This is a genomic window from uncultured Sphingobacterium sp., from assembly GCF_964277905.1.
Lineage (GTDB): Bacteria > Bacteroidota > Bacteroidia > Sphingobacteriales > Sphingobacteriaceae > Sphingobacterium > Sphingobacterium siyangense.
Genome location: NZ_CAXYKD010000008.1, coordinates 43,042 through 57,221 on the forward strand (window position 1 = coordinate 43,042; position 14,180 = coordinate 57,221).

A 14,180-nucleotide genomic window follows, 5' to 3' on the forward strand; every position below is an offset into this window, starting at 1 on the left:
CCTATTGACAGCGCATCTATGACAAATAAAAGAGCTAAACAGAATATTCTAAAGAATATACTTGGAAAACTCCATCTTTATTTCGGCTTATTATTTGGTGTAATCTTTTTTGCTGTTTGCGTTACAGGAATGTTATTGAGTTTTGAAAAAGAGCTTACACCACTTTTATGGCCGAAAGAACAGAAGGTAACCGTACAAACCAATCGTCTTTCCCTTGCACATATTTCCCAAAAAGCCGAATCTATATTTCCGGACAAAAAGTTGTTTCGCATCGAAATTCCAGCAGATCCTTCCCGCAGTGTCCGCATACAGTATGGACAAAAAAAGACCGGATATTGGTATGCATATATGAATCCCTATACTGGAGAACTATTATCCAAAGGTCGGCAGAGTGACCGTTTTTTTCAAAAGACTTTAGATATCCATCGTTTTCTTCTCGTCGAAAAAATCGGAAGTACCCTAACGGGAATCTCAGCTCTAGCGGCTCTCTTTCTTGCCCTAAGTGGCATTTACCTTTGGTGGCCCAAAAATAAATCCATGCTCAGACAACGTGTAACGATGAAAATGGCAGCCTCTCTCAAAAGAAAGGTCTGGGATTTTCACGCAGTCGGCGGTTTCTACGCATCTTTGTTTTTAATTATTTTTACTTTAACAGGATTAACCTGGAGTTTCGATTGGTACAATAAACAATTCTATAAAGTATTGGGTTCAACCCAAAAATCAACAAAAGAGAAGATCGGCAACGCCAACAAACTGGCTTTTTCAGATTATCTTGTGCTGGATACGATCTATCAGCAGTTAAACAGCCTATACCCTACCTCGGGAAATATAATTGTCACATTTCCTGAAAAGAAGGATTTAGCTTTTGCGCTAACCAAGGAAAATTTTTCAAATGCAACTTTACAGATCAACCAGGCATTCTTTGACAGCAAATCCGGACAGTTACTTAAAAATAACCCTTTAGAAAAGTTACCATTGGCACAGCAGGTTCAACGGATGATGAAATCCATCCATATGGGATCGATATTTGGACTACCCTCTAAAATTATTGCATTCTTAGCCGTTACCCTAGCAGCGTCTCTCCCCATCACGGGGATATGGATATGGCTGAACAAAAGAAAGAAGAAGAAACCGTCAAAAAGCCAAAAGAAGAAATCAATTCAACTTCAAACCATAGCATAGCCCACCATGCGTATTATCCTTATTTTTCTCATCTTTCTGATAGGTCGAACAGAAAGCCAAGCCAGTGCATTCTGGATGGAGGTGATACCACCTGCTAAAAACAGTTCATTGGTAACAGTCCGCGTGTGTTATGGTTATATTGATGACCTTAGTGTAAGACATCGTACAAGTGGCACCGAATTCGAGTCCATAAAATTGTTTGACTTCAAAATACGAGCAACCTCAGGCCAAGAATCACCATTGTTATTGATAAAAAAAGCGGATTGCTGGGAAGGGACATTTTCCGCCAAAGCAAACACATTTTATCAGGTTATTGGAATCAATACCAAGTTACCCGTCATCGTTAGAAATGCAAAGGATTCCAGTAAAAACATCCGCTCCATTGAATATCTTTACGGTGAATATGGACGCTCCAGCGCGCCGGATACCTTACCTATCATAGCGGAAGGTCCATATATCCAACTTATACCCCAAAAAGATTCTTATCAGATATTACCTTACATCTATGGTAAACGCCCATCGAAAGAGTCTACTATCCGAATCTTTAACCCAGAGAATTGGGAGAAAAATATTCCAGTTGACACCGCTGCAAATATAGTTTTTCGGGCAACTCAAAAAGGTATGTATATGATCCGGCTAGATTGGTATGAAAATAGCCCCGGCGAGGATCAGGGCATTCCCTTTATGAGAATCAGACATCGCTGCAATTATTGTCTCAATCTGTAAATAGATAAAAAAAAGAGAAGGCTAAGCCTTCTCTTTTTTTTATCTATTTTATCGTTGTGGTCTTCCACTAAAATTTTAGTGTAAAGTTAGCCAAAACACGCGCTGGGCTCTGCGGCGTCAGTCTTACCGACCAAGCTTTCTCACTTGTCAAATTATCTACTTTTATTCCGACCCTAAATTTAGGTTGATCATAATAAACAGTTGCGTCAAATAGCTGATAGGAAGGAATAATAACCTTAGCTGTCTGTGTATTTGTCTGATAAGAGGAACTGCCCATATTTCCTCCAAATCCGGCGCCCAGTCCTTGATATTTTCCAGCTGGTATACGATAACTCAACCAAAAATTCAACATACTCTGTGGCCCCGAAAGCGCAGGTCTCAAACCATTTACCGATGGGTCTGCATTACTATATTTACTCTCATTATAAGCATATCCAGCTACAATATTCATTCCGTTAAAAGGATTCGCGGTCAATTCCACTTCAACACCTTTACTTAACTGTGTACCGTCCTGAATGGAATAATTACTATCATCTGGATTCGTGCGTAAAACATTATCCACACGGATATCGTAATAACTTACAGTTCCAGCCAACCGGTGGTTGAATAGATCCCCTTTTACACCAAACTCCATCTGATTGGCATATTCGGGTTTGAAAGGATTGCTATTGATATCCACACCACTGATGTTATTAAAACCATTCATATAGTTTCCAAACACCGATAGTTTATCTTTGAGCGCTTCATATACCACACCAAATTTGGGCGATAATGCTGTTTGCCCAAATGGCCCTTTTTGGATACCCCCTGCACCTATTCCGCCCGTAGTTTCCCCTGTCGTAATATTGTAGACCCCATGATATTGAAAGCGGTCCACACGCAAACTCGCCATAACCATCAATTGATCAGTCAAATTAAATACATCAGAAACGTATGCCGCATAAGTATCGTCACTATTTTTCTCTTTACGATAGGCAGATTTTGCGGTTAAAGAATCAACAATAAAATGATTGATACGATAATCTGCAGGTGGATTTATAAAATTGATTGTCCGGGTGTTGGTATGGTAGCGATCAAAATAATTGGAATTATTATAGTAGTCCAAGCCTATAACCATCCGGTTGCGGAATTTTCCGATATGAAAATCACCGATAAAATTCTGTTGCAGATCCGTCGCGATAAAGGACGTAGTTCCCACCATAACCTGTGCATTTAAGGTCGAATCAGATTTACCATTCAGCGCTGAGATATACCCATTGATAGTTGAATTTGCCCTAGAAATGATAGTCTGTGAAGTCCATTCTTCTGAAATTTTATAGTTCATCTGCGCAAAAATATTGAACATCTGCGTTTGATAGGCTAAATCATTGCTTAGAAAGGTCTTCTTGTAAGGGAATTTCATATCACTGATGGACTGCACTTTGTTACTTCCAGTGTATGGGTTGAAACGTACCACAGATGTTCCTTTGGCCTGTCCATACTCAAGATCCAAGAGTAATGAAAGCCGATCTGTTATCTGGTATGAGAAACTTGGTGCCAAGGCAAAGCTATTGGTAAATCCCAGGTCCTGAAAACTTTTTTCTATCGTTCCAGCGGCATTGATTCTGAAAAGAGCTGTCCGGTCCGCATTTATCGGCGTATTGAGATCCAAAGCTACACGGTTATAATTCCAGCTTCCACCTACATAACCAACTTCGCCCCCAAAATCGTTATAAGGCTTTTTGGTAACACGGTTATAAACGCCACCGTAACTGCTCGACACACTTTTTCCAAACAAGGTAGCTGATGGTCCTTTTATGGCTTCAATGCGCTCCAGATTGACTGGATCGATAAAAGAAAAAGCCGCTCCCGCAACACCATTACGCGCATTTGGCTCAGTTTCAAATCCTCTCGAACGAAATGTTACCCTGCCTTGATTAGCAATCATCGGTATACCAGCACCGGGAACATTTTTAGAAATGCTACCGAGGTCCACGGCGATTTGCTCCTGAAAAAGGGCTTTGGGAACAGCATTATACACCTGCGGGTTCTCCAAATTTTTTAAAGGTAAGCGTGCCACATACACACTTTCTTTTTGAACAAACCTGTTGTTTTTCCCGTGCACAACAACTTCTTGCAATGCAAGTACATTCTCGTCCGACATCTGATAATTCGCTTCCACATGAATAAGAGGAGCACCAATGTGAACCGGAATCTTGATTTCCTTTGCCCCTAATAATTGTACACGAATGGTGTAATTACCTGTATCTAACCCTTTGAAGATGTATTTACCATCCTCATCCGTAAGGGTCGTTCGCTGAAGTTCTAGCAATGAAATAGCCTTGGAAGCCATAGGTTCACCATCCACCATTGTTAAACGCCCGCGAACGCTGCCCTTGCTCTCCTGCGACAGCAGATTGTGTGAAAGATGTAAAAGGCTAATGATAAAGACAGTGCGTAAAATTGATCGCATTGAAAAAATGTATGTTTTCATTTAGACAAAAGAATTTGTAGATGATATTGTCTCTTTGTAGGAGCGCAATGAATAATGGCCCAAAGATATGTTATTTTTAATAATTCTAAATAAAGGAATTATTAAAAATAAATAGATGACGGAAGGACACAAATTGCTAGGGAAATATCCCTTTCATTCTTCACATTTTTTTCGATATTAGTAGCTATGACAGACCGCAAAGAAAATTCGACGAATGCAATCAATGAAAAAACATTACAACAGTTCTGTAACGCCTCAAAAACATTGGCATTATTCAGTGGTCGATGGAAACTTTCGATTCTATTCAAACTCCTCGAGCAGGACACAAACTATTCGGAATTCAAAATTCTTCTGCCCCAAGTAAGTGATCGTACACTTGCGAAACAATTGAAAGAATTGCAGCTGGATGGACTCATTCAAAAAGACCGAAGTAAAACAGCATCTGTCTATTCACTGACCGACAAAAGTCATCAGCTAAAACCCCTATTGGCAGCCCTCTCTGAGTTTAATAACGAGCATCCTTAACTAAAATCAACCCGCTCCAAAAATTCGATCACCTCTCCATTTGGACTATAAACGAGACTGTTGCGTACAAAAACATCTTTTTTACCTTGACTGAGCCTGAGTTCGAAAACACCGGCACTCAGGTCCTCTGCACCATGGGCGATAGCCTGTATTCGGGCATCTTCGGCATCTTCTACCGTAAAACACAGATGAAGTAGCGCATTCTCGACATACTCCTCCCCTTCTTTACGCCTTCTTCCCTGCGTTGGAATAGCAGCATTCTTATCACAAATTTCCAAATAATAGCCTATAGAGGCATTAAAAAGCATGGCGCAGCGTTCTAAATTGAACTCGGGTAACGACCATTCATGCACGACAATAAAACCAAGATTTCCATAAAAGCCAATCGTCTTATCAAAATCCTGAGCCTTAATCGACAGGTGGTGAAAACCTACAATATTATCTTTCAATTCCATAGCGTATAATTTTTGAACAAAACTAAAGTGTTTTTCCGGAGACTGGAACAACTTACAAAATTGTAAGTTGCACTGGTCGTATCGAAAACCAACAAATACACGTTGTACTCCACAAGGAGACCAATTTCATCAAACTAACATCCACTTAACTATTTGCACAAAATGATACTGAAAGATCGGATAGAAAACCAACAACCAATTCTATTGGACCAGAAAAGAGTATACGTTAAAACTAGCCGTATCAAAAGGGAGATTTTAAATTACAGGAGATAGATCTTATTATTTTAGTGTACTTTTGCCCGGTAAATTTTTCGATCTGAACAAGAGCCAAAAGCGTTGTAACTACCATGAGTCTATAAAAATGGGGCATTCCTTAGACATCATTTCGATGGACTTTGCTGCCAAAGTATCATGACATCCAGCATAAGAAATCGAATGTTATAAATTCTTCAAAAATCAAGATAGAATGCGCAAAGTTTAAAGCCCTTGGTCTACATATATTTGCAAATAAAATGAAACAGCATCTTCACAGACAATTACGGATCTATAGATATGTGATCTATAGAGAGACATTAGTCGATCCTTGGGAACATTTTTGGTCATTTATTGGTGCATTTGTTGGGATATTTATTATCGCCTATATCCAATCACTTCATTTACCTTCGCTGGAAAATGTCTTTTTGATAGGTTCTTTCGGAGCGTCCTCGGTTTTGGTTTATGGTGCCATACAAAGTCCACTTGCACAGCCACGCAATTTAATCGGCGGCCACGTTGTTTCTGCAATCGCCGGAGTTACCGTTGCACAGCTCCTTCCCGATATTATTTGGCTGACCGCTCCCTTTGCCGTTGCCCTGTCCATTGTTTGTATGCAACATACACGCACGCTGCACCCTCCTGGTGGAGCAACTGCACTCATTGCAGTCAGCAGCGGAACAAAGATCTCTTCAATGGGATATTGGTACGTATTAAGTCCAGTACTATCAGGTTGCATAATTTTATTCCTGGTGGCTCTAATCTTTAACAATATCACGAAAAAGAGACATTATCCTGTAAAAAAATCACGTTTACGCCGTTCAAGAAGGCAGCATCTAAAAACCCGTTTTGATCGCGCCAAGAGCCCGTCGAACCTGTAAAGTACTGGAATCCATCATTCTATCCAAATCTATCGGATAGAATGGATACTTGATTCATATCCTAGCAAAATCCGCCGAAGATTAAGCTAGAATGATCTATTTTGAGACTAGAAAGCCGCTATAGTCCATAAAATTATCTTTCCTTTAAATTAAGTAAATCCTCAAAATTAACTTGCATAAATTTTAACAATTACCTAATTTCACCGACAAAATACATATTAATACACAAAAGTATTTCTATAAAAATAATTATTTAACAAATAATCACTTAAATCAAAACCATTATTTAAAAAACACGTTAACTATTTTATTAATTACATTTAATTATATACTAACAACGTAAACCAATCATGACCAGATTTACTCAAACAGTGCTGTTGATTCTGTTAATCTTCACAAGTCAACTTGTCGTTAATTGTTCCTCGGATAAGGATCCAATTGATGAAATCGAAAATTCGACCAGTTGGATGGACGACCTCGAAAAATCTTTAGGAACAGGCACTAAAGCCAAATTAAACAATTGGATAGCAAAAGGCTTGGACCAAACCAAACTCAAAGAAGCATTTTCCAAGTCAAAGGATAAGGCTGCTCTGCTGAATAACCTGGAAACAGCACAAAGTATTTATCATCAGAGGGTATATATTGAAGACTGGAACAATATCCCTGGAATAGAAAAATCTGATTATGTACCGAATGGCTTATCCAATGGAAAAACTAGCCCATGGAATAACCCCGATTTAGATTTACCAGCAGTAGAGGCTGCCAACTTTGTGGACGCTACAGCGACAGAACTACCCGCAGGTACCAAAATATATCGTGTCACTGGAGGAAATCCTGCCGGCGGCTACTGGACCAAAGAAATTCCAAAATCCGTTGGCGACGTAATCGGCGGTACTGCCGTTCAACCGGCATGGAACAACTTCAGTAAATTTTACCGGTATGAAGTTCCACAAGCCAAAACACTAAAAGTATGGCAGGGGACCACCGCAAGACAACCTATTGCCACAGGTATAATCAACCCCCATCTGCCTGGTAAAGCAATTCAGCTATTTATCCCTGCTACTGTCAGAGATGATGCCTTTAAGCAACTAGTACAAGAAATTCCTTTACCATGGTAAATATTGAATACATAAAAGCGCATTATCTGCAACTTTTGACGCTATTGCAACAGGAAGTTTCACTCAACCAGTCAGCTCAGGAGTTTCTAAACTATGCTCTTCTTTATAAGAATAAATTTTCAAGCGCAGAAAATGCAGACAATGTACAACAGCTTCGGGAGTTTTTGAGAGGAGCAAACCGATTTGCAGATGAGTTTTCATTTTCAGATCAGAACGGCAACCAAATACGAGCCTTAATCAAAGGTCTCTATGACCTATTGAATAAGACGATGTAAAACCTATAATAATAGCGTTTCGGCCTATATCCGAAACGCTATTATTGTACGAAGTCTATTTACTTTTCTAAAAAAAGCGCTGTCCCTTCTTTAATTTCATCATTTGCATGCAGCAGAATCCGATCATGTATATTCAGCTGACCAAAAATTTCTGTTGAATCATGTGTAGACACCCCTTCCTTGATATCCACAAAATGAGCTTTTCCATCAACGACTTGAATAACATATTGTCTTTCCGTCGAACGAACAATGCTATTCGATGGCACCAGTAAAGAACTGGCTCCGGCAGAAAGCGGTATATCAACCTCACAGTACAAACCAGGCTTTAGTAGATTATCGGCATTGGGAACATCCACCTCTATCGCTTCCGACTGCATGGCCCCTAGCGAATTCGCTGATCTTGCGATCATCCCATCAAATACTTTATTTGGTTTATTATTGAAACGATAAGCTACTTTTTTAGATAAATCAACTTTATCCACATAGGTTTCCGGAATCTGTACTTCCAATCGCAATCGATTAAGATCCTGTAAAATAAGTAAAGGCTGATCGCTTCCTTTTCCTGGACCGACCAACGCACCTTCTGATACATTACGTTGCACAATAATACCATTAAAAGGAGCTTTGATATCCAGATAAGATTGCATCATCTCCACCTCTTCTACATTAGCTTTTTCCGACATGGCAACAGCTTCATCTGCTTTCATCTTTGACAACGCATTATCCAGATCCAAAGGTGAAACAGCCCCCTCTTCCTGCGCCGCATTTTTCAGTCGGCGATATTTATCTTTGCTCGCCGAAGCCGTTTCCTGCGCCTGTACATAACGCGAACGCGCGGCCTGTACTGCCGCCAGCATTTCTGGTGCTTCCAACTGGATTAACAGTTGACCTTTCCTGACAATAGTTCCACGGTCCACATGAATATGTTTCACAAAACTATTCATCTTCGCATAAATATTGACTTCATTATATGGTTTAAGTTTTCCCGGCAATCTAACACTGCTCGACATAACCTTTTCCTGCAACACCGCAACTTCATGAGCTGCAGTCTTGCCCGGTTGTTTTGGCGTAAGGTCGATAGGCTTCTCTGTGCTTCCGCAAGCAGTTAATAAGCTTATCGACAAGAATACATAGCATAGTTCTTTCATCTTTAATCATTTTTCCCACCCACTAGATGGTATATTTCTTTTTCAAAATTTTAAGTTCACCGTATCGTAAAATGGCATTTAAGCCTGCTAAGCTTAACACCTAATTTGCGATATAAGCATTGTTGTCTAAAATAGCCTCTGCATCCACCGGTTCCTCATGCGGTAGCAGTGAAACAGAATCATAGTTGGATTTCTCCTTCATCCACACAAACAACAAGGGGAGTATGAAAAGGGCGGCAAAAGTTGACGCAAACAAACCACCGATAACAGCACGTCCAAGTGGCGCGGCCTGCTCCCCAGTTTCTCCCATTCCCATAGCCATCGGAATCATCCCCGCAATCATAGCCATACTCGTCATTAATATGGGACGCAAACGTGTAGCAGCACTCGCAAAAGCCGCCGTCCGTGCGTTACGAAGATCGATACGCAAATTTTCTGCCCCCGAAACGATAAGAATGGCATTTGCAACCGAAACACCTGTAGACATGATCATGCCCATATAGGATTGTAAATTTAAAGTTGACCCCGTCAATATGAGCATCAACAATGCCCCAAGAATAACTGCCGGAATAGTCACCAAAGCCGTCAAGGAAAGTTTCACACTTTGGTAATTCGCCGCCAATAAAAGAAAAATAACAACCACAGCACATAGCAGGCCTATTTGAAGGCTACTCATGGTCTCAAGCAACAGTGTAGACATTCCCTTCATCTCAACGATGACACCTCGGGGTGGAGCAGCCAGGCTCCGAATCGCTTTTTGAACATCCGCTGTAGCCGTCCCCAGATCCTTTTGGTGTATATTGGCCATCACAGTTAAATAGCGCCTTGGCCCTTGTCGGTCATACTCTCCAGGCATATATTGTGTATTAAAACTCGCAATATCGCCTAAGGTTGGCGTTAACTGTCCTTTGACTAATGGGATTTCACGCAACTCGTCCATCGTATTCATCACATACTCAGGCACCTGAACCTGTACTTGATACGTATAGGTGTTATTCTCATCAAGCCATTGTATCTTTTGCGTAAAACGACTCGAAGACGTACTCGCCGTCACAGACCGGGCAATATCATCCATCTGTAAACCCAATTGTGATGCTTTGAGCCGATCGATGGCTATTGCAATGGTCGGTAACTTCAAGGGTTGAGCAATCTGTACATCCCGTAAATAATCAATCTTGTGCAGTGCTGAAACAACTTTGTCGGCATATGACTTCATCTCATCCATTTTCTTTCCGGCAATACGGACCTCGATCGGTGTGGCCGCACCCTGGCTCATAATTTTCTCGGTCATGTCTATAGGCTCAAAATTGAACCGCAAACGTGGCATTTTATACTGAATATTATGTCTGAGTACATCTTTAAGCTCATCCATATTAACATGATAATCTGCATTTAAGTTCACCTGAATAACAGCCTCATGTGTCCCTGTATTGAAAACATACAAATTACTAACACCATAACTGCTCGGAACCAAACCAACATAAGCAGAACTGATGGCAACCTGATGATTGACCGTACTGTCAATCAATTGCAGAACCTGTTTAACAGATTCCTCCGTACGCTCCAATCGTGTCCCATCGGGTTCCTTGATCCGCAATTGAAACTGTCCGTTATTGACTTTCGGCATCATATCCTTGCCGATATATAGGAATGCAAGCGCCGACATCGCAAGCGTACAAAACAAATAGCCTAAGACAACCCTACCCTTATGACGCATGGATCGATGTAATATCACACGATACCGCTTTTTTATCCGATCAAAAAAACTGGGGGAATCCGATTGAGCATGCCCCAGATGATGATCCTTGAGCAACCAATTGGATAAGATTGGCACCAATGTTTGCGCCATAAAATACGAAGCAATCATAGTTAAACCAATGGACAGAGATAAAGGTAAAAACATGGCTCTAGGGATGCCTTCCATCATAAACGATGGTGCAAAAACAGCCAGGATACAAAAGAGAATCAACAACAATGGCACCGCAATCTCTTGACAGGCACGATAAATTGCTTTCCGTTTGGCGGTCCCTTTTTCCTGATGCTGATGGATACTTTCAATTGTCACCGTGGCCTGGTCAACCAAAATCCCAATCGCCAGTGCCAAACCACTTAAGGTCATGATATTGATTGTTTGTCCGAAAAGTTTCAGCAACAATACCCCCAATAATATGGAAACTGGTATTGTAATGATGACGATCAGACTGCTGCGCCAATCCCGCAAAAATAACAACACCATCAACCCGGTCAATAAAGCCCCAAGTCCGCCTTCGTGCAAAAGGCTTTGGACCGAATTCATTACGGCCACAGACTGATCAAACTCATAGGAAACTTTCACATCTTCAGGAAGCAAGTTTTGAATCTCCGGTAATTTAGCTTTCAGATTACGGACAACAGCCCAGGTAGAAGCGTCAGCAGTTTTCACCGCAGGAATATAGACGGATCTTCTTCCATTGATCAACGCATAACTTACCGTAATATCGGATCCATCTGATACCCGAGCCACATCTTTCACATAAATAGGTATCCCATTTTTCGTCAAAATTGGAATATTGGCAAAGTCGCTTACATTCTTAATGAGCGAGTTTATCGTCGTGACATACATTGTATTGTCAAGGTGAAGGTTACCCGAAGGAGACATCACATTGAATTTTGACAAAGCCATCACAATTTCATCTGCCGTTAAATTATAACTTCGTAGTTTATTGGGATCAACATTGACCGTTATAGTCCTTGAGTTGGCTCCAAAAGGCGGTGGAGCTGAAAGTCCGGGCACAGCGGAAAACATCGGACGAACAAGTGTACTTGCCATATCATAGATTTCCTTTAAACTTCGTGTTTTAGATGACAGCACTAGCTGTCCGACAGGAAGGGATGAGGCGTCAAAACGGACAACTTGCGGAGGCAATGCTCCCGGAGGAAAGAATTTCATGGCCCGGTTTACCTGCAATGCAACCTGTGCCGATGCCTCGGCCATATCCGTATTTTCATAAAAACTCAATTTCAGTAAGGTCAGTCCCTGAATATTCTTGGCAGAAATATTTTTTATACCGTTGACATATAGAAATTGATCCTGCATTCGGGAGGAAAAAAAACCTTCCATCTGCTGTGGAGACATACCACCATAAGACTCAATCACATATATTGTAGGCGAATTAAGCTGCGGAAAGATATCGATAGGAATCTTAAAGAGTGATAAGATCGAAAATAACAATAGACTCAGTGTAATAATCACTGTCGTAATCGGCCTTTTTAAAGCAACTGTAACTAATGACATAGACATTTATTTAAAAAGTTGGAGAAATCCGTCTACATTATTCTGGGCAACGACCTGATGGAACAATGCGAGGTAATAATTATACTTGGCAGCGATATAATCCCGCTCAGCCTGATAGAGCATATTTTGTGCGACATTGACTTCAACAATATCTGTAAGCCCATTTTTATAAAGCGAGAACTTTTGCCGATAGGCTGCATTAGCAGCTTTGGTCTGATGCGGGATCTCGTCCAACCTCTGCTCGGCAGTAGCAACTTCCGCAGCAGACTGCGCAATATTCATCGTAATATTGGCCTGCTCCTCCTGCAGCTTTTGCCCAGCCTGATCAACCATCAACCGCTGTGTATGGAGTTTTGCTTTTTTCCGTTGAAGGTCAAAGATGTTGTAATTGATTCCGACACCAACGAGATAATTACCTCGTTCCACTCCAAATCCCTCGCCTAGGGAACGATAACTATTGCTGTGATCTACACTCGCGGCACGTCCCCACACTGCCCCCGAAAGAAAGAGCTTAGGACGGTAGCTTTTTGATACAAGCTTTTCCTCCATTTTGGTTTTATCAAATAAAGCATTGTAATAGGCTACTAAGGGATGCTGCGTGCCCCCATTCAATTCAATGGGCGAACTTTTCACCTGCTCAAAGAGGATCTTTTCAGCGGTCGTATCGGCAACAATTTGATCAGGGGGCAATGCAGACAGCGTCGATAAACGAATCTGCAACTGCCGTTGTTGATTTTCAAGTTCAATTAGGCTCAGCTTCGCTCTTGAAATCTCCGCATCCGCCATACTGGTATCAACTCCCGCCCGGATACCGCTTTTAACTACAGCAAATATCGATTGCCTGATCTCTCGGTTTCGATCGATACTCCGTGTCTGAATTTCAATAAGATCATGCAATTTTAACAGCTGAAGATAACTGTAGATCGTAAACGATTGCAGGTCGTATTTTGATTGATCAAATCGTTTCTTTTCAACGTTAACCGCCGATTGAGCCAATTGATCTTGTGCCTGGTACGCGCCGAAATTATAGAACTCCCATTGAAACGCCGCAATAGCAAGATTGCTGCTGACGGCATTGTAATTATTATTTTCACGTATCCCCCCATTATTGGTCGGCACAATACCAAATCCAAAGTAAGGGCCGGGCACATTATTATTTGAACCGAGATCAGCTTGATAGGATAGCTGCAAACTCGGCAAACGGTTATTTCGTATTTCCTGCACACGAGCTTCTTGTACCATAGTACCCGTATAGTCGGTACGCAAAGAAGGCGCATGTTGTGCTACCGCAGACAACAAATCATTGAGTTTGATAGGTATATTATTTTCCTGCCCATGACAAAAAACGCCACAGGAAAGCAAGAAAACTCCTATCAGGACTATTTTCTTAAACATGTTTAATATCTTATTTTAAATAAATTACAGCAACGAAATTCCTCAGCAGAATAACGCCTTTCGTCTATTTTAAACAGGTATCAAATCATAAGGTCAAACGGAGATGCAACAGGTAGAGCCGCTCAAAAGGGCTAAATAGTTGACTTAAGAAATTGTTTGTCGGATTTTTCCCTACAGAAGGTGAGAAAAAATTGGAGAAATGGAAAATAAGCAACGTTCGGATGCGTCCCACTACTGCAGACATGCCATTACAGATTATGCTGCCTTCACTAGTTTCAACCCAATCCAGGTATTCCTGCTTTCTTTTGCTGAAAGCCTTGATAACCGTTATAAACTCATTCTCGCCCTGAGCCTTGGCCTGATGATATAGCGTAAAGCCAATTAATGGCTTTACGACCAGCAGCAAAGCGCTTATCAACAGCAAAACTCGAAATGTAATTTGTTTGAACATAGGTACCACGACTTACACGTAAATC

12 protein-coding genes are annotated in these 14,180 nt (G+C 41.0%); 6 read left to right on the forward strand and 6 right to left on the reverse strand.

What is annotated here, in order from left to right:
* Positions 1-18: 18 nt before the first annotated feature.
* Together ACHWSC_RS06335 and ACHWSC_RS06340 are read left to right on the forward strand one after the other, a co-directional pair.
* The gene (locus tag ACHWSC_RS06335) at positions 19-1,182 is read left to right on the forward strand and encodes a PepSY-associated TM helix domain-containing protein (RefSeq protein WP_394676221.1); all 1,164 of its coding nucleotides are present in this window, start codon (positions 19-21) and stop codon (positions 1,180-1,182) included.
* 6 nt (positions 1,183-1,188) lie between these two features.
* The gene (locus tag ACHWSC_RS06340; protein WP_394676222.1) at positions 1,189-1,908 is read left to right on the forward strand and encodes a hypothetical protein; all 720 of its coding nucleotides are present in this window, start codon (positions 1,189-1,191) and stop codon (positions 1,906-1,908) included.
* 67 nt (positions 1,909-1,975) lie between these two features.
* On the opposite strand, the gene ACHWSC_RS06345 is transcribed toward ACHWSC_RS06340, so the two are convergent.
* A complete protein-coding gene (locus ACHWSC_RS06345; protein WP_394676223.1) occupies positions 1,976-4,360 on the reverse strand; it encodes a TonB-dependent receptor domain-containing protein in 2,385 nt (794 codons plus the stop codon).
* Positions 4,361-4,567: 207 nt separating this feature from the next.
* On the opposite strand from ACHWSC_RS06345, the gene ACHWSC_RS06350 reads away from it, so the two are divergent.
* Complete coding sequence (locus ACHWSC_RS06350) at positions 4,568-4,906, forward strand: helix-turn-helix domain-containing protein (protein ID WP_120336324.1); 339 nt, start codon at positions 4,568-4,570, stop codon at positions 4,904-4,906.
* On the opposite strand, the gene ACHWSC_RS06355 is transcribed toward ACHWSC_RS06350, so the two are convergent.
* The gene (locus tag ACHWSC_RS06355) at positions 4,903-5,361 is read right to left on the reverse strand and encodes a VOC family protein (RefSeq protein WP_394676224.1); all 459 of its coding nucleotides are present in this window, start codon (positions 5,359-5,361) and stop codon (positions 4,903-4,905) included. The two genes, ACHWSC_RS06350 and ACHWSC_RS06355, sit on opposite strands and share 4 nt — an antisense overlap.
* Before the next feature lie 512 nt (positions 5,362-5,873).
* Here ACHWSC_RS06355 and ACHWSC_RS06360 point away from each other — a divergent pair.
* The 3 genes from ACHWSC_RS06360 to ACHWSC_RS06370 all read left to right on the forward strand — a co-directional run bounded on the left by ACHWSC_RS06360 (position 5,874) and on the right by ACHWSC_RS06370 (position 7,887).
* Positions 5,874-6,494, forward strand: a complete 621-nt coding sequence (locus ACHWSC_RS06360; protein WP_394676225.1) for an HPP family protein — start codon at positions 5,874-5,876, stop codon at positions 6,492-6,494.
* 350 nt (positions 6,495-6,844) lie between these two features.
* Positions 6,845-7,612 (forward strand): hypothetical protein, encoded by a 768-nt coding sequence (locus ACHWSC_RS06365; protein WP_394676226.1) that lies wholly within the window; start codon positions 6,845-6,847, stop codon positions 7,610-7,612.
* Positions 7,606-7,887, forward strand: a complete 282-nt coding sequence (locus ACHWSC_RS06370; RefSeq protein WP_201669426.1) for a hypothetical protein — start codon at positions 7,606-7,608, stop codon at positions 7,885-7,887. Before ACHWSC_RS06365 ends, ACHWSC_RS06370 begins: the two co-directional genes overlap by 7 nt.
* 59 nt (positions 7,888-7,946) lie before the next feature.
* On the opposite strand, the gene ACHWSC_RS06375 is transcribed toward ACHWSC_RS06370, so the two are convergent.
* From ACHWSC_RS06375 to ACHWSC_RS06390, 4 genes are all read right to left on the reverse strand, one after another.
* Entirely contained in the window at positions 7,947-9,035 is a 1,089-nt protein-coding gene (locus ACHWSC_RS06375) for an efflux RND transporter periplasmic adaptor subunit (protein ID WP_120336319.1), read from the reverse strand.
* A 100-nt stretch (positions 9,036-9,135) separates the two neighbouring features.
* Positions 9,136-12,309, reverse strand: coding sequence for an efflux RND transporter permease subunit (locus tag ACHWSC_RS06380; protein ID WP_394676227.1), 3,174 nt, complete (start codon positions 12,307-12,309; stop codon positions 9,136-9,138).
* 6 nt (positions 12,310-12,315) lie between these two features.
* Entirely contained in the window at positions 12,316-13,704 is a 1,389-nt protein-coding gene (locus ACHWSC_RS06385; protein ID WP_205400623.1) for a TolC family protein, read from the reverse strand.
* An 85-nt stretch (positions 13,705-13,789) separates the two neighbouring features.
* Positions 13,790-14,155, reverse strand: coding sequence for a hypothetical protein (locus ACHWSC_RS06390; protein ID WP_115050065.1), 366 nt, complete (start codon positions 14,153-14,155; stop codon positions 13,790-13,792).
* Positions 14,156-14,180 lie beyond the last annotated feature (25 nt).